At 37.1% G+C, this 23,842-nt stretch carries 24 protein-coding genes, 1 riboswitch and 1 other annotated feature; of the genes, 9 read left to right on the forward strand and 15 right to left on the reverse strand.

What is annotated here, in order from left to right:
- Positions 1-124 precede the first annotated feature (124 nt).
- Complete coding sequence (locus tag BMSHG_RS17305) at positions 125-1,072, forward strand: MerR family transcriptional regulator (RefSeq protein WP_083879384.1); 948 nt, start codon at positions 125-127, stop codon at positions 1,070-1,072.
- Positions 1,073-1,141: 69 nt separating this feature from the next.
- Here BMSHG_RS17305 and BMSHG_RS17310 read toward each other — a convergent pair whose 3' ends face one another.
- Positions 1,142-2,299: a CaiB/BaiF CoA transferase family protein gene (locus tag BMSHG_RS17310; RefSeq protein ID WP_034659096.1), complete on the reverse strand. Its 1,158-nt coding sequence runs from the start codon at positions 2,297-2,299 to the stop codon at positions 1,142-1,144.
- 211 nt (positions 2,300-2,510) lie between these two features.
- On the opposite strand from BMSHG_RS17310, the gene BMSHG_RS17315 reads away from it, so the two are divergent.
- Complete coding sequence (locus BMSHG_RS17315) at positions 2,511-3,104, forward strand: TetR/AcrR family transcriptional regulator (protein ID WP_019155726.1); 594 nt, start codon at positions 2,511-2,513, stop codon at positions 3,102-3,104.
- A 64-nt stretch (positions 3,105-3,168) separates the two neighbouring features.
- Here BMSHG_RS17315 and BMSHG_RS17320 read toward each other — a convergent pair whose 3' ends face one another.
- Both BMSHG_RS17320 and BMSHG_RS17325 read right to left on the reverse strand, forming a co-directional pair.
- On the reverse strand, positions 3,169-3,603 hold the full coding sequence (locus BMSHG_RS17320) for a hypothetical protein (protein ID WP_019155727.1): 435 nt from the start codon (positions 3,601-3,603) through the stop codon (positions 3,169-3,171).
- 84 nt (positions 3,604-3,687) lie between these two features.
- On the reverse strand, positions 3,688-3,882 hold the full coding sequence (locus tag BMSHG_RS17325) for an IDEAL domain-containing protein (RefSeq protein WP_019155728.1): 195 nt from the start codon (positions 3,880-3,882) through the stop codon (positions 3,688-3,690).
- A gap of 222 nt (positions 3,883-4,104) precedes the next feature.
- Positions 4,105-4,335: a binding site (T-box leader), on the forward strand.
- Positions 4,336-4,395: 60 nt separating this feature from the next.
- Between BMSHG_RS17325 and BMSHG_RS17330 the strand changes: the two genes are divergently transcribed.
- Positions 4,396-5,934, forward strand: coding sequence for a 2-isopropylmalate synthase (locus BMSHG_RS17330; RefSeq protein ID WP_019155729.1), 1,539 nt, complete (start codon positions 4,396-4,398; stop codon positions 5,932-5,934).
- Positions 5,935-5,955: 21 nt separating this feature from the next.
- Here BMSHG_RS17330 and BMSHG_RS17335 read toward each other — a convergent pair whose 3' ends face one another.
- On the reverse strand, positions 5,956-7,932 hold the full coding sequence (locus BMSHG_RS17335) for an acetoacetate--CoA ligase (RefSeq protein WP_019155730.1): 1,977 nt from the start codon (positions 7,930-7,932) through the stop codon (positions 5,956-5,958).
- 108 nt (positions 7,933-8,040) lie between these two features.
- Between BMSHG_RS17335 and BMSHG_RS17340 the strand changes: the two genes are divergently transcribed.
- Positions 8,041-8,697 carry a potassium channel family protein gene (locus BMSHG_RS17340; RefSeq protein ID WP_019155731.1) on the forward strand — a complete coding sequence of 219 codons (657 nt, stop codon included), beginning with the start codon at positions 8,041-8,043 and terminating at the stop codon, positions 8,695-8,697.
- Here BMSHG_RS17340 and BMSHG_RS17345 read toward each other — a convergent pair.
- Together BMSHG_RS17345 and BMSHG_RS17350 are read right to left on the reverse strand one after the other, a co-directional pair.
- A complete protein-coding gene (locus tag BMSHG_RS17345; protein ID WP_019155732.1) occupies positions 8,694-9,155 on the reverse strand; it encodes a PH domain-containing protein in 462 nt (153 codons plus the stop codon). The two genes, BMSHG_RS17340 and BMSHG_RS17345, sit on opposite strands and share 4 nt — an antisense overlap.
- A 104-nt stretch (positions 9,156-9,259) precedes the next feature.
- Entirely contained in the window at positions 9,260-9,421 is a 162-nt protein-coding gene (locus BMSHG_RS17350; protein WP_173391076.1) for a hypothetical protein, read from the reverse strand.
- Between the two features lie 129 nt (positions 9,422-9,550).
- Here BMSHG_RS17350 and BMSHG_RS17355 point away from each other — a divergent pair, with 129 nt between their 5' ends.
- On the forward strand, positions 9,551-10,468 hold the full coding sequence (locus tag BMSHG_RS17355) for an SDR family oxidoreductase (RefSeq protein WP_019155734.1): 918 nt from the start codon (positions 9,551-9,553) through the stop codon (positions 10,466-10,468).
- A 202-nt stretch (positions 10,469-10,670) separates the two neighbouring features.
- Positions 10,671-10,814: an FbpB family small basic protein gene (locus BMSHG_RS28040; RefSeq protein WP_019155735.1), complete on the forward strand. Its 144-nt coding sequence runs from the start codon at positions 10,671-10,673 to the stop codon at positions 10,812-10,814.
- Between the two features lie 77 nt (positions 10,815-10,891).
- Here BMSHG_RS28040 and BMSHG_RS17365 read toward each other — a convergent pair whose 3' ends face one another.
- From BMSHG_RS17365 to BMSHG_RS17380, 4 genes are all read right to left on the reverse strand, one after another.
- Positions 10,892-12,382 carry an alanine/glycine:cation symporter family protein gene (locus BMSHG_RS17365; RefSeq protein ID WP_019155736.1) on the reverse strand — a complete coding sequence of 497 codons (1,491 nt, stop codon included), beginning with the start codon at positions 12,380-12,382 and terminating at the stop codon, positions 10,892-10,894.
- Positions 12,383-12,848: 466 nt separating this feature from the next.
- Complete coding sequence (locus tag BMSHG_RS17370; protein ID WP_019155737.1) at positions 12,849-14,399, reverse strand: TerD family protein; 1,551 nt, start codon at positions 14,397-14,399, stop codon at positions 12,849-12,851.
- Positions 14,400-14,464: 65 nt separating this feature from the next.
- Positions 14,465-16,339 carry a molecular chaperone HtpG gene (gene htpG / locus BMSHG_RS17375; protein ID WP_019155738.1) on the reverse strand — a complete coding sequence of 625 codons (1,875 nt, stop codon included), beginning with the start codon at positions 16,337-16,339 and terminating at the stop codon, positions 14,465-14,467.
- Positions 16,340-16,439: 100 nt separating this feature from the next.
- Entirely contained in the window at positions 16,440-16,907 is a 468-nt protein-coding gene (locus tag BMSHG_RS17380) for a hypothetical protein (RefSeq protein ID WP_019155739.1), read from the reverse strand.
- An 85-nt stretch (positions 16,908-16,992) separates the two neighbouring features.
- Here BMSHG_RS17380 and BMSHG_RS17385 point away from each other — a divergent pair, with 85 nt between their 5' ends.
- The 3 genes from BMSHG_RS17385 to BMSHG_RS17395 are packed head-to-tail and all read left to right on the forward strand — an operon-like array spanning position 16,993 to position 18,954.
- Positions 16,993-18,186 (forward strand): MBL fold metallo-hydrolase, encoded by a 1,194-nt coding sequence (locus BMSHG_RS17385; protein WP_019155740.1) that lies wholly within the window; start codon positions 16,993-16,995, stop codon positions 18,184-18,186.
- 1 nt (position 18,187) lies between these two features.
- On the forward strand, positions 18,188-18,451 hold the full coding sequence (locus BMSHG_RS17390) for a DUF3006 domain-containing protein (protein ID WP_019155741.1): 264 nt from the start codon (positions 18,188-18,190) through the stop codon (positions 18,449-18,451).
- Between the two features lie 35 nt (positions 18,452-18,486).
- Entirely contained in the window at positions 18,487-18,954 is a 468-nt protein-coding gene (locus BMSHG_RS17395) for a DMP19 family protein (RefSeq protein ID WP_019155742.1), read from the forward strand.
- Positions 18,955-19,024: 70 nt separating this feature from the next.
- Here BMSHG_RS17395 and BMSHG_RS17400 read toward each other — a convergent pair whose 3' ends face one another.
- From BMSHG_RS17400 to BMSHG_RS17420, 5 genes are all read right to left on the reverse strand, one after another.
- Positions 19,025-20,110 (reverse strand): iron-containing alcohol dehydrogenase family protein, encoded by a 1,086-nt coding sequence (locus BMSHG_RS17400; protein ID WP_019155743.1) that lies wholly within the window; start codon positions 20,108-20,110, stop codon positions 19,025-19,027.
- A gap of 63 nt (positions 20,111-20,173) precedes the next feature.
- Positions 20,174-21,001, reverse strand: coding sequence for a MetQ/NlpA family ABC transporter substrate-binding protein (locus BMSHG_RS17405; protein WP_019155744.1), 828 nt, complete (start codon positions 20,999-21,001; stop codon positions 20,174-20,176).
- Between the two features lie 33 nt (positions 21,002-21,034).
- Positions 21,035-21,706, reverse strand: coding sequence for a methionine ABC transporter permease (locus tag BMSHG_RS17410; protein WP_019155745.1), 672 nt, complete (start codon positions 21,704-21,706; stop codon positions 21,035-21,037).
- Positions 21,696-22,709 carry a methionine ABC transporter ATP-binding protein gene (locus tag BMSHG_RS17415; protein WP_019155746.1) on the reverse strand — a complete coding sequence of 338 codons (1,014 nt, stop codon included), beginning with the start codon at positions 22,707-22,709 and terminating at the stop codon, positions 21,696-21,698. The genes BMSHG_RS17410 and BMSHG_RS17415 overlap by 11 nt, the downstream gene beginning before the upstream one ends.
- Before the next feature lie 71 nt (positions 22,710-22,780).
- Positions 22,781-22,892, reverse strand: a riboswitch (SAM riboswitch).
- A gap of 136 nt (positions 22,893-23,028) precedes the next feature.
- Positions 23,029-23,808: a carbon-nitrogen family hydrolase gene (locus BMSHG_RS17420; RefSeq protein ID WP_019155747.1), complete on the reverse strand. Its 780-nt coding sequence runs from the start codon at positions 23,806-23,808 to the stop codon at positions 23,029-23,031.
- Between the last annotated feature and the right edge of the window lie 34 nt (positions 23,809-23,842).

The following is a 23,842-nucleotide window of genomic DNA, read 5'->3' on the forward strand; positions in this document are numbered from 1 at the left end:
TAAAGAATAATAGCCTTATTGTCTAGTTTCCCACTAGAAATTATGAATATTTTGCAGATTCTTTTCTTCTTTTGATAGGTTTTGTCACATAGCAGGAAAAGGAGCCCCTCATAGCAGAATATTAATGACAAACAAGATGGAAAGGATTGAAATTATGCAAACAAATAAAATGGTAAGAGCGTATTCAATCAAAGAAGTGTCAAAGAAAATAAATATCCCTACTGGGACGATTAGACAATGGGAGAAAGATCTTAATGGGCTTTTAGTTATTCCTCGTACAAAGCAAGGAGCAAGATTCTTCACTGAAAATGAAATTAATCTTTTGAAAAAGATCAAAGAAATGCGTGAACAAAACGTCAGTAAGGATATGATCCGCTCACTCTTACAAAAACATTTTGCCAGTAGTTCGGAGACCCCTTCCGAAACAGTCGAAACCGGTCTATCTGTTCCAGACGTTGACAGTACCGAAGAGGAATTACAACCACAATTAAGTGAAGCAGATGTATATTCCATCATGGATATGTACAAGCAAGATATTGTGAATGAAATCAAGCAAGAATTAACTTACAATCAACAACAAATCACTGAAAATCTAAAATCTGAAATCGCTTCTTCTTCTCTCCATTCCATTAAAGAAATTTCAAAGTCTATTCAAAGGGCAAATGACAAACGAAAGGGAGAGCTTCAGGAACTTTCAAGTGTCATCCATCACGTTTCGGAACAATCTTCCGAATCATTCGAAACCCTATCTGAGCACGTTTCATTATCATCACAAGATACCTTTGAAAAGATTGCTAAAAAGATGCAAGATGCCTCAAACATCACTTCAAGAGAACAAAACACTAATTGGAATAAGGTATCAAAAACGGTATCCGAATCAAAAAGAGATTTAAAACGAATGGTCGGTACACTTGAAGCCAAGCAGGAAACGATTCTAAATAAGGTCAGTGAATTACAACAATCAACCGAAGAAATCCGCGATCGTGAAGAAGCTTTTCAAGGAATGCTCTCAAGTTATCGAGAAGTCGCTGCAGCAAAAACAAAGAGAAAAAACTGGTGGAAATGGTGGTAAATAAAACTTAAACTCTGAAGAAAACAAGCCGAGATAAGTCAGCTTGTTTTCTATTTTCTATAGATCTAGTTAATCGCTTTCCTCTTTAGTACGATAAGTGTACCCAAGCTCTTCGAAGATTTCCTTATTATGTTCTCCCAGTGCAGGTGCTGGCCTAAGCGAGTTTGCTTTTGAGCGTGAAAGTTTAATCGGATTTGCGATATGATGAATTGTTCCCGAATCTGAATGATAGACTTCTTCAATCATCTGCCGGTGCTTCACCTGAGGATGGTTAACCATCTCTTCCAAAGTTAAAATTGGTGTGACACATGCATCCACATTGGCAAATTGCTTTTCCCATTCAGATAAGGTCTTCATCTTGATAACAACTTGAATTTCCTCGATCATTCTAATTTGTACCTCATCTCCTGCCTCATGATATGGAATCAGTACTTCCTTCTCAATGACAGTGCAAAATCGTTCCCAAAATTTATGTTCTAGCGCTCCGACAGCTAAATAACGTCCATCTTTTGTTTCATAGATTTGGTAGCATGCCTTGCCACCACTTAAAGGAGACTCCCCCCTTTTCGGCAAGTAATTTGTAGTTAAATATTGCGGAAGCGTTGCTTGCATCCAAGAAATGACGCCATCAAGCATCGAAATATCCACAAATTGACCCTCCCTTGTTTTCCTCGCACCTAAAAGAGCGATCAGGATACCAATAGTTGCCATGAGGGAGCCTCCACCAATATCGCCTATTTGCACGGGAGAAATAATTGGTTTTCTTTCTCGTTCCCCTTGTAAATCTAATAATCCTGAATAGCTTAAGAAATTAATATCGTGTGCTGGAACATCTTTATACGGGCCAGACTGACCGAAGCTTGTGATGGCACAATATATTAGTTTTGGATTTATAACCTTTAAATCCTCATAGCTTAAACCGAGTCGAGCCATTACACCAGGGCGGAATGATTCTAGTAAAATATCTGCCGTACGCACTAAATCTAGGAAAATCGTTTTATCTTCTTCCTTTTTGAGATCAAGAGTAATACTTCGCTTGTTTCGATTAAGAGAGTGAAACATCGTACTCGAATTTTTCACTTTTGGTTCGTACCAACGTGCATAATCTCCTGAATTCGGCTCCTCTACCTTAATTACATCTGCTCCAAAATCACCAAGCAGCAATGAAGCATACGGACCTGGTAATAATCTTGTTAAATCTAACACACGTACCCCTGTTAATGGCATAGACAAACATAACCACTCCTTATTTTTTATTTGATAAAAACTCAAACGTTCATCCTATCAGTCATTTTTTAAACTATTAGTTAAATTTATGTCAAACTTTCATAAAATGATGCCATTTCAGATAATTTTCTATATTTTGCTTTAATAAACGATTTTAATATGGTTTTATATATAGTAAAGGATAAATCAATAAGAAGATTGGAGAGTTAAGATGTCCTCTTTTAAAGAACGAAAAATTGCCAAGAAAAAAGAAGAGATCCTCCGCTCTGCCGCTGCCGTATTTGCTGAAAAGGGCTATCACGGAACAACCATGGAGGAAGTAGCAGCAAAGCTTTTGATGACAAAAGGATCGATGTACTATTATTTTAAAAATAAAGATGATCTCCTCTTTCATTGTCACCAAATGATTATGAATAAGAGTATTAAAAATATGGTGGACATTACGAACAGTCCTATATCTGCGAGGGAAAAGCTTGAGAGAGCTGTCAAAGCCCATATTATGCTAGCAACAAATGAAAAATCTATTTTTATGGTTATGGATAAACCAAATCAACATTTCACCGATGAATATTTGCTTGAAATATTGAACTCTAGAAATGAATATGCTTCTTATTTCGATGACATTTTAAATGAAGGAATTGAAAAGAAAGTATTTCAAAGCATTGAAGTCAAAATGGTCAGAATGATTATATTAGGAGCTTTAAACTGGATTCAAGAATGGTACAATCCTGAGGGAGAGAAAACAGGTGAGGAATTAGCTGAATCCTTCGCACACTATTTATTAAAAATGGTGGTAGCAGATTAAGAGCATCCCACGATTAAGCCCGTCGTTTTTCATGACGGGCATTTTACTCCGAGCCTATACAATCTTATTCTTTTCTTTGTCCTTTGAACTTCACATCTAATCGTGAGAGAATTTCATCCACGGAGGCATTAAACTGGAAAAAATAGTGGCTATTATCATCCCCAAATACCATTAGATGGGGGTTTTCATATTCTGGAAAGATCAAAATGACTTCATTAATCAAGTCATCTAGCCACTCGTTTTTTACTTTAACTGGTTTTTCTAACGGTATTTTAATCATATGCCCTTTTGGTGGGATAGGTTCAAATCCACGGTATAAATCTGTTATTCCAGCGAGGATTGTAGCAACTTCTTGCTCGATGACTTCATTGCTAGGAAGCTCTTTTATGACCTTCCCTTTATCAATATAAAAAATTTCAATTTGTAATGGTTCTGCTTGTACTTGAAAACTAAAAATACTAACAATAAAGATAGTCAGTACGATTCCTTTTCTAACCATGTGTTCACCTCACGGCTAGTGTTCCCATAAAATAACAATCAATACCCAAAATAAGACAGCCTGTATAACAGACTGTCTAAAGGTTTAAGAAATTTTGTTTAATTCTGAAGATAACCGAAGGAATTCCTTTTTATTTCGTTCTTTTAAGGATTTGTCGATTTCCTTCTTTAACTTTTCTTTTTTGTAGGAAATCAAAGATTCGTTTAACACCTGCTCTGCTAACATTGACAGCTGCTCTTCAATTGACGGTTCGGGTAACTTAAGCAAATCCTTATTCATGGAAATCAACTCCTTAACTTTTATTTAGTATAACATTAATTATCTAATAATTCAATATTTTCTCTATTATATTAGAATATTTTTTCACTCCAATTATTGGAGATGAACATTCTATCTCCTCTTTCTTAAGATAAATTATTTATCACTTTAAACGAATAATGTATTGCATTTCTGTTTAATATGTAGTATTCTATTTTAAAATTTCGAATTTTAAATATTGTTAAAAAGTTGATGATAAGGAGCAAGGGAAGTTTTTCTTCTTAAGAGAGCCTGTGGTTGGTGAAAACAGGTGGAGAATCTTTTCTATCTCGCCTTTGAGACTTTCTTCTGAAAAAGAGTAAGAAGAAACGATTCACAATCGTTAATTTGTGAAGTTAAACCTTAACTTACGAAGGCTGTTTTCCGCGAGGAGCAGCAAATGAGGGTGGTACCACGAGTTTTCTCGTCCCTCTGGTCGTTGTTAAGGTTTTTTTATTTCGGAGACATTTACATATTAATTAGGAGGTTTTAGTGATGAGTAACAGAGTCTATTTTTTTGATACAACTTTAAGAGATGGGGAACAAACTCCAGGTGTTAACTTAAATCAAGAAGAAAAAGTTGAAATAGCACTACGTCTAGAACAGCTTGGGATTGATGTCATAGAAGCTGGTTTTGCAGCTGCGTCACCAGGTGATGCAGCTGCAGTCAGAGCCGTCGCCCAAGCAGTCACGAAGCCTTTAGTTGTCAGCTTAGCTCGTGCCAATAAAGCGGATATTGATGCTGTCATTGAAGCCCTTAGTGGAATTAAAAATGTAGGAATCCATGTTTTTATTGCGACCTCTCCTATTCATCGAGAGAAGAAATTATTTATGTCAAAGGAGGAAGTGATAGCAAAAGCAGTTGACTGCGTCTCCTATGCAGCTCAGCACTTTCAACATGTTGAATTTTCTTGTGAAGATGCAACGAGAACAGAGCTAGAGTTTTTATGCGAAATCGCAGAGGAGGTTATTGAAGCTGGTGCAACCGTATTGAATTTCCCAGACACAGTTGGCTATGCGACCCCAGAAGAATATGCAGACCTGTTTCAATACATCCTCAAGCATACAAAAGGCGTTGAAAAGGTTAGACTAAGTTGCCATTGCCATGATGATTTAGGTCTAGCTGCAAGTAATAGCATAGCAGCAATAAAGGCCGGAGCACTTCAGGTCGAAGGCTGTGTAAACGGAATTGGTGAACGTGCTGGAAATGTAGCACTCGAGGAGGTCGCTGCTTTACTTGAAACACGGAAGGACTATTATCAAAAAGAAACAGGTATTGTTCTTAAAGAAGTTGCTAAAACAAGTAAATTGATTAGTAGGTTGACCGGAATAAGCGTCCCTCCCAACAAGGCAGTCATAGGAAAAAATGCATTTGCTCATTCTTCTGGCATTCATCAGGATGGGGTCATTAAAGACAAAACCACTTATGAAATTCTTAAGCCTGAAAGTGTTGGTTTTATGGAAACGAAACTCGTTCTTGGAAAGTTATCTGGACGAAATGCACTAAATAAACGATATGAAGAACTTGGATACACGATAAGTCCAGAGCAATTGAAGGAAGTCTTTAGTAAATATAAGGAGCTTGCCGATAGAAAGAAAGAAATATTTGATGAGGACATCATCGCATTATTGGAAACAAATTCAAGCGTTAATAACCAAACATACACCTTTAAAGATCTTAGCCTTCAAGTGTTAGCAAACAAAGACTATCGCGCCTTTGTTCATATTGTAAAAGAGGATGGAACGATCATTGAAGGAATCGGTGAAGGAAATGGACCTGTTGATGCGATCTATAAGGGAATTGACCAAGGTCTTCACATCCAAGCAGAGTTAATTGATTATAAAATTAAGTCGATCTCTAAAGGAAAGGACTCAATCGGTGAAGTCTTTGTTAAAATCAAGCATGGAGATTCATTATATCAGGGTAGAGCCATTCACGTTGACATCATCTTTGCGAGTGCTAGTGCTTATATTGAAGCAATAAACCGTTTTGTTAGTCTTCATCCCGATTATGTTGTGGCAGAAATGAAATAATTCAATGAGGCCCAGATCCATTTAAGGATTTGGGCTTTGATTAGTCTCTGCCAACTTAACAAAATATTCAAGTGCACTCGGGTTACTTAATGAGCCTATATTAACCGACTTTGAGACTGGTGTCCCGGAGAGAATTTTTTTAACTGGAACTTCGAGTTTCTTTCCATTTAGTGTACGCGGAACTGAAGCAATCAAATATATCTGATCAGGTACATGCCGTGGTGAACAGGATAGACGAATTTGCTGTTTAATAGTTGATTCTAGAACTGGCGTTAAATCTATTCCCTTTTCTAATACAACAAATAGCATGACTTCATGATTGACATCAATGACAAGACTATCAACTACTTCCTCCATGCTTTCGACAGCACTATATATTTCACTCGTCCCAATTCTGATCCCTCCCCTATTTATCGTTGAATCGGAGCGACCATAGATTTGACAACTTCCCTTCGTTGAAATTTTTATCCAATCCCCATGTCTCCAAATATTAGGAAACACTGAAAAATAACTATCACGATAACGTTCTCCGCTCGGATCATTCCAAAAATAGAGTGGCATTGATGGCAACGGTTCTGTTAATACTAACTCACCAACTTCATCGATCACACTTTCACCCTTAACATTAAATGCTTCCACCTTTGCCCCTAATTCTCGACATTGAATTTCACCTTCATAAACAGGTAATAATGGCGAACCACCTACAAAAGCAGAACAAACATCTGTCCCACCACTAACTGAAGCTAACCATAGATCTTTTTTAACATTGTTGTATACCCATGAAAATCCTTCTGGTGGTAATGGGGAACCAGTAGAACCGATTGCTTTCAAGTGATGAAGAGCAAATTTAGCTGGCTCCATTCTGGCATTCATACAAGAAAGGATAAAGCTTGCACTCGTCCCAAATACTGTCATTTCCGTTTCTTCAGCAAACTGCCAAAGAGTTTCAACTGTAGGAAAACCGGGGTTCCCATCATATAAAAGTATCGTTGAGCCAGCGAGAAGTCCACTCACTACAACATTCCACATCATCCAGCCAGTCGTCGTATACCAAAAGAAACGATCCCCCTTTTTTAAGTCCATATGTAACAAACATTGTTTTAAATGTTCAAGCAAGATTCCACCGTGTCCTTGGACAATCGCTTTCGGGATTCCAGTTGTACCGGATGAAAATAAAATCCATAATGGATGATCAAATGGCAATGGTGTAAACTGCAGTCTAGCATCACGATGTTTTGCTACGAACGGCTCCCAAAGGATCATGTTTTCTTCCTGTTCATTGAAAGACGATTCATTTAAATAAGGAATAAAAACTGTCCTTTCAATCGATGGAATCGCTTTCTTTATTTCTCTGACTGTTTCCGTTCTGTCAAAATTCTTCCCACCATAACGATAACCATCGATAGCAATTAAAATTTTTGGTTCGATCTGTTTAAAACGTTCAATAACCGTATGGCTTCCAAAGTCTGGAGAAGCACTAGACCAAACAGCCCCAATACTTGCACATGCTAAAAAGGCAATCGTCGCTTCAGGAATATTCGGTAAATAGGCAGCAACCCGATCTCCCTTTTGTATCCCTGAAGCTTTCAGGGCAGATGCAAATGCGGCTACTTTTTTTTCAAGCAATCCCCAATCCATTTTTTCTAATGAACGAGTTTCAGATTTTGAAAGGATCGCTATTTCATGTTCATCCCTGTTTCGAAATACATGCTCAGTATAATTTAATGTTGCCCCCTCAAACCATTTAGCCCCTGGCATTATTCTTTCTGACAGCACACATGAATAAGGTGAAACCGACTTAATCTGAAAATATTCCCATATAGATTCCCAAAAATTTTCTAATTCTGTAACTGACCATGTCCACAAATGATGATAATTTTTAAAGTGGAGATTTTTATTTGTTTTTAGCCATTTCATAAAATTCATCATATTGGACTGGCTCTTTAACTGACTGGATGGTTCCCATAAAATTTTACCCTCTTTCATCGATCGTTCCATTTAATCCCCTCCTCTCTTTATATTATAATATTCTGAATTATTTAATGTTTAATAAAAGTAAAATGACTTGGAAATCCTAATAGAAAAACGATAATTCGGAGGAATAAAATGAATAAGCAGTTTGCCGTTATCGGATTAGGTCGTTTCGGTGGCAGTCTTGTAGAGGAATTCAGTGCCCTTGGAATTGATGTTTTGGCAATCGATAAGAATAAAGAACGCGTTGAAAAATATGAAAAATATGCGACGATGGCTGTCCATTTAGACGCCCTTAATGAAATGAGATTAAAAGAAGTAGGCATTAAAAATATGGACCATGCCATTGTTTCCCTTGGAAACGATATAGAAAGAAGTGTCCTTATAACGTTGTTGTTAAAGGATTTAGGGATTTCTCAAGTTTGGGCAAAAGCAGCTAATAGCTATCATCGCAAGGTTTTGGAAAAAATCGGTGCAGATCGGGTAATACAGCCTGAGAGAGACATGGCGAAAAGAATTGCTCACCATGTGATCTCAGATAAAGTCATCGACTATATTGAGCTTTCAGAAAAACATAGTATCGTAGAAATTTTAGCTTCAACGAAAATCCATAAAAGAACACTCTCTGAATTAGATGTACGTTCGAAATATGGTTGCAATATTATTGGACTCCAAAGGGAAGGTGACATTATCGTATCGCCATCTGCTGAAGAAGTCATTTATTCAGGTGACATTCTTATTGTTATAGGTGAAAATAACAATATTCATCGCTTTGAAAATGGAGCTGTTTAATGAACGATTTTCATATTTGGAAAGTCCATCTTAATATGAGAGCCCCTCTTCTTTAACTCCATAAGAAAGAGTTCCTTCTCTTTAGGTGATATTTTTACACTTCCCATCGAAGCAGTTTTGTAAAAAATCTCAATTGCATCTTTCGAAGACAACAGTCGATAACCAAAAAATATTTCATTGGTGGCGCATACTCTGCTTATTTCTTCATATGGAATCCGACTTCTAAAGAAACCACCTTTCACGAATAAATACCTCTCATGAAATGTGTATTTAATGGAAAAAGCACTATGAAGAATAAAAGCAACTGTCAACACCATTAAGGAGAGTACAATGAAAAGTTCTGATGCTTTCATTTCATCTTCTAAAATCACCGGCAAAAGAAATACGGTGCTTATCACGATTACGACTGCTAAAATAATCTTTACAAATAAAGAATCTATTTTTGCTCGAAATGTCATTCATTGTACCCCCACTTATTTCAAAGTTCTATAGTATATATACGAATAAATGATGGGTAAGTTTCACAAGGGCATAATAATCATTCATTTTCATTAAGCCTTCTTTAAATGATTGGGTAAGACTGCTCATATTTTGGATAAGCATAATATGGTGGTCTTTTGCCAATCAACGGCAATTGAAATGATTGGTTCTGATAAAACACCTCTACTTTTTCCTCAGAATGGTTTATAAGCAAATAGGTTACTTCTGGATTGTATTCGTACATGGTGATCCCCACTTTCATTGACTTTTTAACACGGTATTCGTTCTCCTTTGTAAAAGAGCCCGTACGAATGCACTTTATTTGTTAAAAATTCATAAAGTAACTCAGAACAATTGATTGGAGGAGGCCATCATGACAAAAAAAGAAAATACAAACGATTACCCTATGTATCCTCACTATGGAAAAATCACGCAATACCAAGAGATTCCCCTTACTGTACCGGAACAGCGTCAATTTCGCCAGCCTGGAGTAGAAAAACACATGGTTCCTAGACCGATTATAGAAAACCCTAATTATCAAGGGAGTGAAAAACTAAAAGGAAAGGTCGCACTCATTACTGGTGGAGATAGTGGAATTGGTGCAGCTGCTGCCATCGCCTTTGCTAAAGAAGGTGCGAATGTAGCGATTGCCTACTTAGATGAACATGAAGATGCAAATCGAACGAAACATCGAATTGAAGAACTAGGACAAAAATGTATCCTTTTACCTGGAGACCTACGAAAAAAGCAACAATGTATCGATATTGTCGAGAACACGATTGAAGCATTTGGTCAGTTGGATATCCTTTGTAATCATGTTGGAATTCAATTTCAACAGTTAAGTCTCCTTGATATAAGTGATGAGCAATTTGATGACACCTTTAAAGTAAATATTTATTCTCATTTTTATACAACAAGAGCAGCTTTACCATATTTAAAACCTGGCAGTTCGATCATTAATACGGCATCTGTTGTCGCATATGTTGGATTTGATCAGTTAATCGATTATACCGCTACCAAAGCAGCAAATGTTGGGTTTACTAGAGCGTTAGCAAATAGTCTAGTAAAGGAAGGAATTCGTGTCAATGCAGTAGCACCAGGAAGAATATGGACGCCTCTCATCCCTTCTAGTTTTTCCGCAGATGAAGTCTCTCTTGCTGGAAATCCGATGGAACGTCAAGGGCAACCATTCGAGCTTGCTCCTACTTTTGTTTACTTAGCTTCTGATGACTCGAGATTTGTTACAGGGCAAACACTTCATGTGAACGGTGGTCAAGTAATGGCGACATAATGTAAGAGACAGGGGTAAAATCTCTGTCTCTTTTCGTTAATTCGGTTTATTGGTAGAGACAACTGGGTATAAGGAAATAATTTTAGAATAACGATTAATGTTTCTTGTTTTACTACAAAAACATTTGATTATTTCTGAAAATTTTGATATATTTATTATATACTAAGTTTCGACATTTTTCTTGGTAGAAAGGAGCTTACACATGAGAAAACAATTTGTGTCCATGCAGACATTAATAAGTAGAAATAAACAGGAAATCTTAACAGATAAAAAAGAAATCGCACGTATTGAGCGATTAATTGATGATAAACATAATCAAAAACTAAAAGTAAAGTCAAAAATTTAACCGTTTTCAAATGGGATTTTTGCAGACGGAGAAAGGGCACTCAAATGAGTGCCCTTTCTATTTATTTTTGAGTAGCTTTATTTGTCTAACGTAGTTCCAGATGTTGTATTTTTCTTATTCCCTTCCACACCTGGATACTTGTATTCTTTTTCCCAGAAATCAGCACCTTTAATTCCAAGCTTAACTGGATCAAATACTGGATCCTTTCCAGCCTTCTTCTGTTCCTCATAATCTTTCAGAACAGCAAGTGCCGGTTTAGCTAAAAGAAGAATGGCGATAATATTGAGCCAAGCCATACTTCCAACTCCGACATCCCCCAGAGCCCAAGCAACATCCGCTGTTTTCACGCAACCATATAAAACCATCGCAATAAAGACAATTTTCAAGAGATATTCTGACCATACTCGCCTTACTTTTTGGTTAATATAAGCTAGATTTGTTTCAGCCATGTAGTAGTATGCCATAATGGTTGTAAAAGTGAAGAACAATAAAGCAATCGCTACAAATGGAGCACCAAATCCTGGCATTGCTGATTCAACGGCTGATTGAGTGTACCCTGGTCCTGGTTCCATTTCAGCCAAGTTCACAACAATTGCTTCTTCACCTTCAGGCGTAACATTGTACATTCCTGTGATAAGAATCATGAATGCTGTAGCAGAACAAATAAATAAAGTGTCAATATAAACAGAAAACGCTTGAACGAGACCTTGCTTCGCTGGGTGAGAGACTTCCGCAGCTGCAGCAGCATGTGGACCAGTACCTTGACCTGCTTCATTTGAATACACTCCACGTTTTACTCCCCAAGAAATAGCCGCACCTAAAATCCCACCGAATGCAGAGTTCATCGCAAATGCGCTAGAGAAAATAAGTCCAAATACTTCTGGGACTCTATCAATATTCATAATAAGGATAATAAGAGCTACGAAAATATACCCTACAGCCATCACTGGTACGACAAATTCTGCTGTTTTGGCGATACGCTTTACGCCACCAAATATAATGATAGCTAAAATCACACATACAGTAATACCCGAAACCCAAGGGTTAATTCCAAATGCGGTATCAATAGCAGTTGACATACTATTAGATTGAACACCTGGTAATAGAGCACCTGTTGCAATAACGGTTACAATTGCAAATAGTATCGCATACCATTTGATTCCAAGACCTTTTTCAATATAAAAGGCTGGACCCCCACGAAATTGACCATTTTGCTTTGTTTTGTACACTTGACCAAGAGTTGCCTCAATGAAACCTGAGCTTGCACCTAGAAAAGCAATGACCCACATCCAGAAAACAGCACCAGGACCACCAAATGCTATCGCAGTTGCTACCCCTGCTATATTTCCTGTACCGACTCTTCCTGCTAAAGACATCGAGATTGCTTGGAAAGAAGAAATTCCTGCGTTAGATGACTCGCGATTAAACATTAATTTACCCATATCGCCAATATGTCTAATTTGTAAAAACTTTGTAGCGATTGAGAATACTAGTCCTACTCCTAAACATAAGTAAACAAGCGCAGGACTCCAAATAATTCCATTTAACCAACTAACAAAAGCTTCCATATAATTCCCCCTATTTTTGTATAATTCTTTTTTATTATAAATTAGAGTTGTCAGAATATAAACTGTTTTTTTAATAAATTTTTAATTTTTCGAAAATGAAACGTTTCCATTTTTTTCTTTGCTAATATAATAGAATTCTATTGTTTTTCTTATCACAATCAAGTGTTAATCGTTCTAAACCCTTCTACAACACTATCTCAAGATTTTATTAATTAAATAGTAATCGCTCAGCATCTTCAACCATTACGAGCAAATTTTAGGTTAAATAAGAAAAAAGCTCCTTTAAAATGTAGGAAGCTTCGGTTTGTCTCATTCGCCCAAACATCTCTCACCCTTAAGCGGAATTTTTCCTGTTATCTTTTTATACCGTTCCTTATACGAACATTAAGTCGAGGGAATTTGTATATTCTCAGACCATTATAAAAGTCTTCCCTTTACGTTAATAGGAAAGACTTTTATTCGCACATCAAGACAGAAATTCACCTGGGTTCAGTCGTAATTCATTACAAATATCACGAATCGTTTCTTGCTCAGCACGAGCAAATTCACCATCAGCAAAACCAATAGCAATTCCATATCGAACCACTAATCGCGATAAGTCATATTGATCACGTACCTTTCCTACAGCTCGTAATGCTTCTCCTCTACCAACGATCGGGTCCATCTGTAATCCTCGTACGAAGTGATCAAAACGTGCGATTACTTGTTGGGTGTTAAAGGAACGTAATTCATCACTTTGATGGATGAAATCATATACTTTCTGTTGTTCACTCCGGTCTAAATGGCCATCAGCCATGGCAACTAATGCGCAGGATGCCATTAAAGCGTCCAATACGGAATGATTATTGTTGTATTTTTGCAGTAATCTTCTTGCATTATCTTTTTGTTCTTGGAACATTCGGCGAAAATCCGTTTGATCTAATGACCATTTATATTGGCAGGAGTTACAGCGAAACTCCATTTTATTAGCGCCAATAAAACCACCTAGTAGTCCAACTGGTCCTAAAACTAATCCGCCAACTGCTGCCTTTCCAATACCAAAACCTTTTTTTCCTGAAGAGATATAGTCTGAATGGCAGCGAGGGCAAGCCATATCACCTGAAGACGTTCCCGCCATTCTTTGGTAGCCATCATGGGTAGGGCGACTCGTTTGATTGCTATATGAATCGCCAAAAGTATTTGGAGATGGTTGGCCATATTGATTAGGTGTACCATATGACGGACTTTGACTAGATTGTCCAAACGATGGATTCGGATTTGCAGGAGCACCAAAAGACGAAGGCTGATTTGTTTGCGCTCCAAAGGATTGTGATGGAGTCGAATAAGAATTGCTTTGTGTCTGATTAACCCCTCTATTCTGTGAAGGCTGACTCTCTTCTACTTCTAAACCAAAATTTCGGCAAAGAGCTGCCAACCCTCCTTGAAAACCACTACCAATGGCGTTAAACTTCCATTCGTTTTGATGTCGATATAATTCGGCAGCTACGATAGCAGTTTCCACCGTAAATTGTTGTAAATTAAAGCGAAGCAATTCCTCTTGTGTTTGTTCATTTACAATTCGTACGTAAGCGTTAGAAATTTGACTAAAGTTTTGACCCTTTAACTGGGCATCATGAATGGTTATCGAAAAAGCAATCCGTTGTATGTAGGAAGGAACAGATGGTAGCACAATGCGTATTTGTTCATCATCATTGGCACCTATTCCTGTGCGATTATCACCACTGTAAAAAACAGATTGATTTCCACCAACTGGATTATTGTAAAAGATAAAGTCTTGTTCGCCCTTTACTTTTCCTGTTTGATCAAGTAAAAAAACTGAAGCATCTAAATCATAGCTCGGTCCACCAAATTGATTTATATCCCAGCCTAATCCAATTAAAATGCTATGTAAATTAGGCGTCTTTTTCGTTAAATCTACCTTTTGCCCCTTCGACAGAAGAACTGCCATCCCATCTCCTCCAAATCCATTATTTGATTCACTTAATTCAGTTATATCACACTTTTCTATTTCTATCATTATCCAATACCTTGTGTTAGAAAAGAGAAACAGCCCCCAACAGAACAGGAGGCTGTTTCTCCACTTTATACCATTACTTTACAAATATCATTCGTAAATTCAACTGGATCTTGAATTGGCAAACCTTCAATAAGAAGAGCCTGATTGTATAAAAGATTGGTGTATAAGCTTAATTTTTCTTTATCACTAGCAAGCGCATGTTTCAGTGATTCGAACACTTCATGATTCGGATTAATCTCAAGAATCTTATCCGCTTTCACATTTTGATTATCAGGCATGGCGTTAAGAATTTTCTCCATTTCGATCGTGACTTCTCCATCTGCCGTTAAGCATACTGGATGAGATTTTAACCGCTTTGATACACGGACATCCTTCACTTTGCCTAAAAGGATAGTTTTCATTTCCTCAAACAGTTCTGCATTCTCTTCATCTTTCGTCTCTCTATCTTTTTCACTTTCTTCTATTCCAAGATCGCCACTGGAAACGGATTTAAATTCTTTTTCCTTATAACTCATCAGCATTTTTATCGCAAATTCATCAATATCCTCTGTAAAATAGAGAATTTCATAGCCTTTGTCGGCAACAAGCTCTGCCTGTGGTAATTTCTCAATGCGCTCAATTGATTCACCAGATGCATAATAAATAAATTTCTGCTCTTCAGGCATTCTTGAAATATACTCGTCCAACGTAACCAATTTCTTTTCTTTTGAAGAATAGAACATAAGTAAATCTTGAAGAGTTTCTTTATTGGCACCGAAATCATTATAAACACCAAATTTCAGTTGTCTCCCAAATGACTTGTAAAAAGCTTCATACTTCTCTCGTTCATTCTTCAATAAACTTTGAAGTTCACTTTTAATCTTCTTATTTATATTCTTTGCTATCAGCTTTAATTGACGGTCATGCTGAAGCATCTCTCTAGAAATATTTAAGGAGAGATCTTCTGAATCTACAAGTCCTTTGACAAAGCTGAAATAATCTGGAAGTAAATCAGCACTTTTATTCATGATTAATACACCATTGGAGTAAAGCTCAAGGCCTTTTTCGTATTCCTTCGAATAGTAATCAAAAGGAGTGCTTTCCGGAATATAGAGAATGGCATTATAACGAATCGTACCATCGACACTAATGTGGATATGCTTTAATGGTTTATCAAAACCATAATGTTTTTCATTATAGAAATTTTCATAATCCTCGTCGCTTAATTCGTTTTTATTCTTCCGCCATATTGGTACCATGCTGTTAATGGTTTCTTCTTCCACGTAACTTTCATATTCGTCTTCACTATCTTCTTTTTTTCTGCTCTTTGTGACATCCATTTTAATCGGATAGCGAATGAAATCTGAGTATTTTTTAATAATCGATTTCAAACGATATTCTTCAAGATACTCTTCGTAAGAGTCATCTTCTGTGTTTTCTTTTATTTGTAAAATGATTTCTGTCCCGACATCATTTTTCTCAGTTGGCTCGATCGTATATCCATCCGCACCTTCTGATTGCCACTTAAATGCTTCATCGCTTCCAAGTGCTTTACTTATCACGGTCACTACATCAGCGACCATAAAAGCAGCATAGAAACCGACACCGAATTGTCCAATAATATCATGTCCATCTTTTATTTCATTTTCTGTTTTAAAAGCTAAAGAACCGCTTTTAGCAATAATCCCTAAGTTATTCTCCAGTTCTTCCTTTGTCATTCCAATCCCGGTGTCAGTGATTTTTAATATGCGATTTTCTTTATCTGCCTCAATTTTTATGTAATAATCATCCTGGTTAAAGCTTAAGCTGTCATCTGTTAAAGCTTTATAATAGATCTTATCAATCGCATCACTTGCATTAGAGATTAATTCTCTTAAAAACACTTCCTTTTGCGTATAAATAGAGTTGATCATCATTTCGAGTAATCGCTTTGACTCTGCCTGAAATTGTCTTTTTTCCATACAGTTTTCCCCTTTCTAAATATCCGATAATGTTAGTTTAGCACTCTTGCCTCTCGAGTGCTAACGTTCATATTTTAAATATCATATAAATGAAAAAGTGTCAATTAGAAACCTCAAGTGCAAAAGCATAGAAAGCATCGCCTAATGAAACATTTTCATCATCTTCATCCAACCACCAGGCTCCAATAGAATAAAAATAAATGCCAGGCTCTTTTGGACTACTAATTTGAAGATCTTCAAGTGGTACTTCGGTTCCGGTTTCATTGATGAATTGCTCCACATGAATTTTTGTTGGTCGGGGCTCAAAATCTATCTTTATCGTAACCATTTCCCCCCCTTTTACCGATATGGGTTCTTTCTCTTTCAACAGCTCCGCTGGTCCAGCGGTATCTACACAAATTCCACTATTCCAACCACCGCTCCAACAATATGTACCTAATACCGTTTCATACTCTACTTCATTGATAACTACTTTTGCCATAGGAGGCTTATTTCCACTTAAACCACTTCTTGTACAGCCAACCAAAATCATCAATATAAACATAATTGAAATCCATTTTTTACACATCTCAAAACTCCTCTTATGATAGAATAATTGATGTAACTTAACACCATGAGCATAATATAAACAAAAGTCTTTCAGGGGGATTAGATTGAGAAATTTTATTATTAGTATCGCAACCATATTATTTTTAGTTGGATGTAATGCCCAACAACCATCAAGTAATCAAAAAGAACAGACATCAAATCCGCCTGTTACGGATCAAAAAGAAAATGAATCGTCTTCAAATTTACCAGTAATTGAACAAAGCACTTCAATAAATGAAGAATTGAAAGTGCACTTTCTAGATGTTGGACAAGCTGACGCTACCCTATTTCAAATTATGGAAAATGGGCAATCTTATACAATACTAATCGATAGTGGAGACTTTACAGGAGATGAAGTTGTCGACTACCTTCAAAAAAATCAGGTGAAAAATATTAATATTGCGATCGGAACTCATCCAGATGCGGATCATATTGGCCAATTGGATCAGGTTCTTCAATCATTTCCGGTCGATGAAGTTTGGCTATCCGGTAACACCAGTCAATCAGACACTTTTCAACGAGTATTAATGGCGATAAGCGAGAATGATGTAGATTATGTCGAGCCAAGAACGGGTGATACTTACGACATAGGCCCTCTTCATTTAGAGGTGTTATATCCAAAGGAAATCACAGGTAAAGCGAATGAAGAATCGATTTCTGTCAAAATAACATATGGGGAAATCAGTTTTGTCCTTACTGGTGATGCAGAAAAACAAAATGAAAGAGAGATGATTCAAAGTGATGCCCAGTTAAAGGCAACCTTTTTACAACTTGGTCATCACGGTTCATCCACTTCTACAAGCAAAGAATTTTTGCAAGCCGTTCAGCCTGAAGTGGCGATTTATAGTGCTGGTTTGGATAATTCTTATGGGCATCCCCATGAAGAAGTCGTATCACTTATTCAAGAGTCAGGAATTCCTCTCTATGGAACAGACGTTCACGGAACGATTATTGTTACAACAGATGGAAAAACGTATCAAATTAAGACAGAAAAAGATGGTACGATACAAAAAAAAGATTCAGCACCACAATCACCGACAAATGAGCCAGAGCAAAACCATGAAAGCTGTATTAATATTAACGCTGCTACGGTTGAAGAAGTTGAGGAAATCATTCATATTGGACCTGAACGAGCAAAAGATTTAATTGAATTAAGACCCTATCATTCAATTGATGAATTAACCAAAATCAATGGAATTGGACCAGCAAGAGTCGATGACATTAAAGATGAAGGTTTAGCTTGCATAGGAGGAGATTAACATGAAGGCATATATTGATCGTTTTGAAGGAAATCTTGCTGTGATAATTATCGAAGAAAGCAAACAGCAATTTACAAAACCTATTGAGCAACTGCCTGAAGGTGCAACGCCAGGAATCTGGTTAAGGGTGACACTAAAAAGTGAAGACATGATCGAAATAGAGATCGATGAGGATAAGACAAATTTAGCAAAGAACTCTGTTAACCATCTAATGGCTCAACTTCGTTCCAAAAAGAAGGAGAGCAAGTTCAAGAAGAAGAATTAAACACTATAAATATTTCTATGGTAGGAGCGATTATTTTGTTCGTAAAGATGAAAAAATCAGAGTTACAAAATCGTACTGATATATGGAATGCCATGGTTTTTTTAATGAGTGAGTATGATTTTCCGACTGATGACCATTTTGCCAATAAAACATTTCTAGCTTATCATTACTACTCCGAACTTGAAAGTGGTGGACATGAGGCGCTATTCAACTGGTCAGAAATGTACTTCAATAAAGTTGGCGTAAATAACTTCTTTAAGGGCCTCATTGCTATTCTTAAAGAAATTAATGCCCAGGATTACGCTTCTATCGAAGAAAAATATGGGGAAACATTATGGGGACTATACAAAGCATTGGAAAATGATGATTCTAAAGAAGAAGCGTTCTATAACTTAATTGAAAAAGCTGATCAAGAATATTACCAACTAGACGGTAAATTAGAGCGTTTATTAGAAGAGTATTTTATACGTATATACACACAATTTATTGAAGTGGTAGATTAATACAAAAACGCTTGTGATGATGGCATTAATGCCTTTTCTTTGTCATTCACAAGCGTTTTTGTATTACCCATTACTTAGCTATTCCCTCTAAATCACAAATCGCTTTTTTCACCCTATTTTCATCAATGATTCCAATTGGCATGACATGAATCGATTCTTCTTTTAGTGTCGCTTTTTCTGCAATTTTTTGCACCACTATCTCTGTAACCTCTTGTATCCCTAACTCTTTTAGTGAACAAGGTAAACCAAGCCGTTGATAAAATGGGAGTAAATAGTCAATTTCAGACTTCTTTTCTTCTATTATTAATTGAACAAGTATTCCATATGCGACTTTTTCGCCATGCAAGACATGATGAGTTTCATCTAAAACTGTTAATCCATTATGAATCGAATGAGCACCTGCGATACGGCCATAGTGGTCACCAAAGCCTCCGACCATCCCTCCTAAAGCAATAATCGTTTCAACTACTTTAATAAAATCATCATTTAGGACGCCTTCATGTATGGCTTGGATCGCTCCTTCTGAATGCTTGAGGATAAGCTCCTTACATTGTCTTGCAGTATAATAAGATACCTGTAATGGCACTGGTTTATTAGGCAGCTTCGCCATTTGAACATCTGCTTCATACCATTTCGCAAGGGTATCCCCTATCCCTGCAATAAACATTTCCTTAGGTCCTTGAAGTAAAATATTGGGCTCTATTAAAACTAAACTCGTACATACAGGGTAAACATCGTAACGTATAAAGGCCCCTGACTGATCATACAAAACACTAAGTGGAGTCCACGGGGAACAATTAGACGCAAGGGTCGGGACTAAAATAGCTTGAACACGCGTCTTATCACATACTGCTTTAACCAAATCGAGTACCTTTCCACCACCAACACCTATGACTCCATCATAGTTATGTTCATAGAGGATTCCAGCTAACTCCTCTATTTCCTCGATAGAGCACTCTCCACGATATGTATGCTCGTCATAATTTACGGCTGAAAGTGTTGGCCAGTAGGCTCGTGCTGCCTGCCACGATTTTGTCCCATGTACGATCAGCACCTTCTTCAACCCTCTTTCTAGCAACTTTTGCTCAAGAAGTTCCAATGCATCTTCCTGTAATATGTACTCACTTGGTGCTCCATGCACGGAAAAAGTTTGCATGTACCGTCCCTCCTCCTATTAAAAGACCCACTCATTAAAAGAGCGGGTCTAATATTAAATCGGTTAATTCATCCACTCTGGTTTTCCGAAGCCTTGGAATTCCTCATCAATCACCTTTTCAAAAGCATCAGATTCAACCACTTCGACAATATCTTTTGCAAGCTGATCATCTTTATTTTCCGTTTTCACAGCTACAACATTACGATAAGAATCAAGCATTTCTTCTAAAGCAAGAGCAGTTAATAAATCCATCCCTGCTGCAAGAGCAAAGTTTCCTGGAACAGCGGCAAGGTCAGCACTTTCTACTGAGCGTGGAAGCTGCCCTGCTTCAATTGGTTGAAACTCCAGATTTTTCTTATTTTCTACAATATCCTTTTCAGAAACGGTTAACGGGTCAGCATTTTCATCAAGGACAATAAGACCTTCATCTTGAAGGGTATTAAACGCACGAGCTGCGTTTGTAGGGTCATTTGGAATCGTAATTGTTGCACCATCTGTAATATCTTCAATCGAATCGAATGTATTCGAGTAAATTCCCATTGGTGCCGTTGGAACGGTAATTAAAGCCGTTAAATCCATGTTGTTTTCTTTCGCAAAATTTTCCAGATAAATCGTGTGTTGGAAAAGATTTGCCTGAATGTCTCCATTATCTAGGGCATTGTTCGGTTGAATATAATCGCTGAATTCAATGACCTTAACGGTATAACCTTTTTCTTCAAGATTTGGAATGATCGCTTTCTTTAACATATCACTATACGGACCTGCAGTTGCTCCAACAGTAATTTCTTTTGATTCTCCACCTTCAGAACTTGAGTTATCATCATTGCTACCACATGCTGCTAAAAATCCAATAATCAGTAAAATAAATCCTGTAGTTAACCACTTTTTCATCCTATTTTTCCTTCTTTCTCAATTTATTTAAGGCTATCTTTTGTCTACTACCTTGGCGATAAAATCACCAAAGATTTGAATGACTTGAACCAGTATGATTAGAATGAGGACTGTCGCAATCATAATCGTATTGTCATAGCGATAATAACCAAAACGAATCGCTAAATCGCCAATTCCTCCACCACCAACGGTTCCAGCCATAGCCGAAAACCCAATTAAACTAATCAATGTTAATGTAATTCCAGATATAATTCCTGACTTTGCTTCTAAAAGAAGAACATCTTTGATAATCATCCATGGAGTCGCTCCTGCTGCAATCGCAGCTTCAATGACTCCCTTATCAATTTCACGTAAAGCCGTTTCGACAATTCGAGCAAAAAAAGGAATCGCTGCAACTGATAATGAAACGCTAGCAGCCGTCGGACCAATTGTCGTGCCAACAATCGCTTTTGTAAGCGGAATTAGTGCTACTAATAGAATGATAAAGGGGATTGAACGAACCATATTGACAATAAACCCTAAGATGCTTTGAATGCTTCGACTCTCCCAAAACAAGCCCTTATCTGTTATATAAAGTAGGATTCCTATCGGAAGACCCATCACAACAGAAACAGCAAGGGAAATAGCAATCATATAAATCGTCTGTAGAAAAGCCGTATTTATATCTGGTAAAAGTTCAATGAAGTGTCCAAAATCAAATAGCATCTTGTAACACCTCCACCTGTGCGTCTCGTTCTTTGATATAGCTTAACGCTCTTTTTATTTCGTCCTCTTCCCCTTTTAATTCCATTACAAAAATCCCTAGCGGCAGCTCCTGAATATATTCGATGGAACCGTGTAAGAAATTACCCTTCACTTGAAATTGCTGTAAAGTATCTGAAATGACCCCTTCTCCAGCAACTTTCCCTCGGAATGTCACTTTCACAATCGGTCCTGTACAGCTCTTTGCAATCGTATCTGGTACGTCAAAATTCACAACACTGGCAATGAATTCTTTTGCTAAGTCTGTTTTCGGACGAGCAAAGATGTTATAAACAGCTCCTTCTTCAATCACTCTTCCATCTTGCATAATGGCCATTCGATTACAGATTTCCTTGACGACATTCATTTCATGAGTGATTAAGACAATCGTGATATTTAGTTCCTGATTGATTTTCTTAAGTAAGTTTAGAATCGATTTCGTTGTTGTCGGATCAAGGGCAGAGGTTGCCTCATCACAAAGTAACACCTTCGGATTATTGGCTAATGCTCTCGCAATCGCTACTCTTTGTTTTTGACCACCACTGAGTTGCGAAGGATAAACATCACGTTTATCAGCTAAACCAACCATTTCAAGAAGATTTTCAACTCGAATCGACATTTCCTTAGATGGTACTTTCGCAGCCTTTAAAGCAAAAGCAATATTTTCATAGACTGTTTTTTGACTAATTAAATAGAAATGTTGAAAGATCATCCCGATTTTTAGTCTGGCTAGTCGTAGGTCTTCGCCACGTAATAACGTAAGGTCCTTCCCGTCTACAGTTAGGTGACCTGAAGTCGGTCGTTCGAGTAAATTAATACAGCGAAGCAAAGAACTCTTCCCTGCACCAGAATATCCGACGATTCCGTAAATCTCTCCTTTTTCAATCGAGAGAGTTACATTATCAACTCCATTTACTTCACCATTTTTCGTTTTGTATATCTTTGAAAGATTTTGAATTTGTATCATACACAAACCTCATTTTTTTAAAAATAAAAATGCGTCCTTCCACTGAAAGACGCATCGAAATACTATATCTCGACTTATCTTTCAGAATGAAAATCATCATTCTGCAGGAATTGGCACCTTCCCATTAATAAGGGGGTTGCCGGACGTCATAGGGCCATGTCCCTCGGTCACTCTGGATAAGTTTGAAAATTTTAAATTAGATTGTAATTTAGATAATACTAGCCTAGAAATTATCTGTCAATAGTTAATTTACTGTCTACTTTTATGATATGCGCTTACATATTGACTACATCTGTTATCACAAAGAAATTTTATTTTTTCACTCATATAATTCCTCTCTGCGATCTTGAAAAATAGGAATCCTTTGACGGACATCTTTGACTTGCTCAATATCAATCTTGGCATAGTAGATGCCTTCTTTTTCCTCATTTGCTATGAGAAGCTCTCCCCAAGGTGCAATGACCATGGAATGACCATTAAATTCATTGTTCGGATCGTTTCCAACACGGTTTACAGCGACAACATAACATTGATTTTCAATCGCTCTCGCCTGAAGTAATATTTGCCAATGATCCATTCTCTTTTCCGGCCACTCAGCAGGAATAAAAATCACTTTTGCCCCATCCAAAACATGAGCTCGAGTCCATTCAGGAAATCGCAAATCATAACAAATAACTCCTGCACATTCAATCCCATCTAACGCAAAACCATTTCGCTTTTGACCGGGTTCCATATAAAGGTGTTCATCCATAAGCTTAAATAAATGTGCTTTATCATATTCGGCGACAAGCTCTCCATCTTTTCTAACAACATACATCGTATTATAGAATTTTCCATTTCGTTTCGTTGAGACAGAACCAGCGACAATATTTACACGATGTTTTCGAGCAAGCTCTTGTAAAAATGCTTTTGTTTTTTCCCCATTTTCGTCTGCTAATCTAGTAAGTTCAGTTAAGGCATATCCTGTATTCCACATCTCAGGTAAAACAATCGTATCCGTACCCATACTTGCCGCCTCGTCAATAAAACGCTTCACTGCTTGATAGTTTTTTTCTGGTTCCCCAAATTCAATATTCATTTGCACACATGCAATTTTCATAGTGACCCCCTCTAGACATTTTTAATTAAAGATT

Origin of the sequence: Robertmurraya massiliosenegalensis JC6, assembly GCF_000311725.1 — a bacterium.
Classification (GTDB): Bacteria; Bacillota; Bacilli; order Bacillales; family Cytobacillaceae; genus Robertmurraya; species Robertmurraya massiliosenegalensis.

What these genes read in the sequence shown, in the direction of transcription:
- BMSHG_RS17405 (WP_019155744.1), bottom strand. Translation starts at nt 21,001, where the DNA reads ATGAAAAAGTGGTTAACTACAGGATTTATTTTACTGATTATTGGATTT.
- BMSHG_RS17345 (WP_019155732.1), bottom strand. Translation starts at nt 9,155, where the DNA reads ATGACATTTCGAGCAAAAATAGATTCTTTATTTGTAAAGATTATTTTA.
- BMSHG_RS17370 (WP_019155737.1), bottom strand. Translation starts at nt 14,399, where the DNA reads ATGATAGAAATAGAAAAGTGTGATATAACTGAATTAAGTGAATCAAAT.
- BMSHG_RS17350 (WP_173391076.1), bottom strand. Translation starts at nt 9,421, where the DNA reads ATGTACGAATACAATCCAGAAGTAACCTATTTGCTTATAAACCATTCT.
- BMSHG_RS17320 (WP_019155727.1), bottom strand. Translation starts at nt 3,603, where the DNA reads ATGGTTAGAAAAGGAATCGTACTGACTATCTTTATTGTTAGTATTTTT.
- BMSHG_RS17305 (WP_083879384.1), top strand. Translation starts at nt 125, where the DNA reads ATGACAAACAAGATGGAAAGGATTGAAATTATGCAAACAAATAAAATG.
- BMSHG_RS17380 (WP_019155739.1), bottom strand. Translation starts at nt 16,907, where the DNA reads ATGTGTAAAAAATGGATTTCAATTATGTTTATATTGATGATTTTGGTT.
- BMSHG_RS17415 (WP_019155746.1), bottom strand. Translation starts at nt 22,709, where the DNA reads ATGATACAAATTCAAAATCTTTCAAAGATATACAAAACGAAAAATGGT.
- BMSHG_RS17410 (WP_019155745.1), bottom strand. Translation starts at nt 21,706, where the DNA reads ATGCTATTTGATTTTGGACACTTCATTGAACTTTTACCAGATATAAAT.
- BMSHG_RS17335 (WP_019155730.1), bottom strand. Translation starts at nt 7,932, where the DNA reads ATGGAACGATCGATGAAAGAGGGTAAAATTTTATGGGAACCATCCAGT.
- BMSHG_RS17315 (WP_019155726.1), top strand. Translation starts at nt 2,511, where the DNA reads ATGTCCTCTTTTAAAGAACGAAAAATTGCCAAGAAAAAAGAAGAGATC.
- BMSHG_RS17365 (WP_019155736.1), bottom strand. Translation starts at nt 12,382, where the DNA reads ATGGAAGCTTTTGTTAGTTGGTTAAATGGAATTATTTGGAGTCCTGCG.
- BMSHG_RS17325 (WP_019155728.1), bottom strand. Translation starts at nt 3,882, where the DNA reads ATGAATAAGGATTTGCTTAAGTTACCCGAACCGTCAATTGAAGAGCAG.
- htpG (WP_019155738.1), bottom strand. Translation starts at nt 16,339, where the DNA reads ATGGAAAAAAGACAATTTCAGGCAGAGTCAAAGCGATTACTCGAAATG.
- BMSHG_RS17330 (WP_019155729.1), top strand. Translation starts at nt 4,396, where the DNA reads ATGAGTAACAGAGTCTATTTTTTTGATACAACTTTAAGAGATGGGGAA.
- BMSHG_RS17355 (WP_019155734.1), top strand. Translation starts at nt 9,551, where the DNA reads ATGACAAAAAAAGAAAATACAAACGATTACCCTATGTATCCTCACTAT.
- BMSHG_RS17340 (WP_019155731.1), top strand. Translation starts at nt 8,041, where the DNA reads ATGAATAAGCAGTTTGCCGTTATCGGATTAGGTCGTTTCGGTGGCAGT.
- BMSHG_RS17400 (WP_019155743.1), bottom strand. Translation starts at nt 20,110, where the DNA reads ATGCAAACTTTTTCCGTGCATGGAGCACCAAGTGAGTACATATTACAG.
- BMSHG_RS28040 (WP_019155735.1), top strand. Translation starts at nt 10,671, where the DNA reads ATGAGAAAACAATTTGTGTCCATGCAGACATTAATAAGTAGAAATAAA.
- BMSHG_RS17310 (WP_034659096.1), bottom strand. Translation starts at nt 2,299, where the DNA reads ATGCCATTAACAGGGGTACGTGTGTTAGATTTAACAAGATTATTACCA.
- BMSHG_RS17420 (WP_019155747.1), bottom strand. Translation starts at nt 23,808, where the DNA reads ATGAAAATTGCATGTGTGCAAATGAATATTGAATTTGGGGAACCAGAA.
- BMSHG_RS17390 (WP_019155741.1), top strand. Translation starts at nt 18,188, where the DNA reads ATGAAGGCATATATTGATCGTTTTGAAGGAAATCTTGCTGTGATAATT.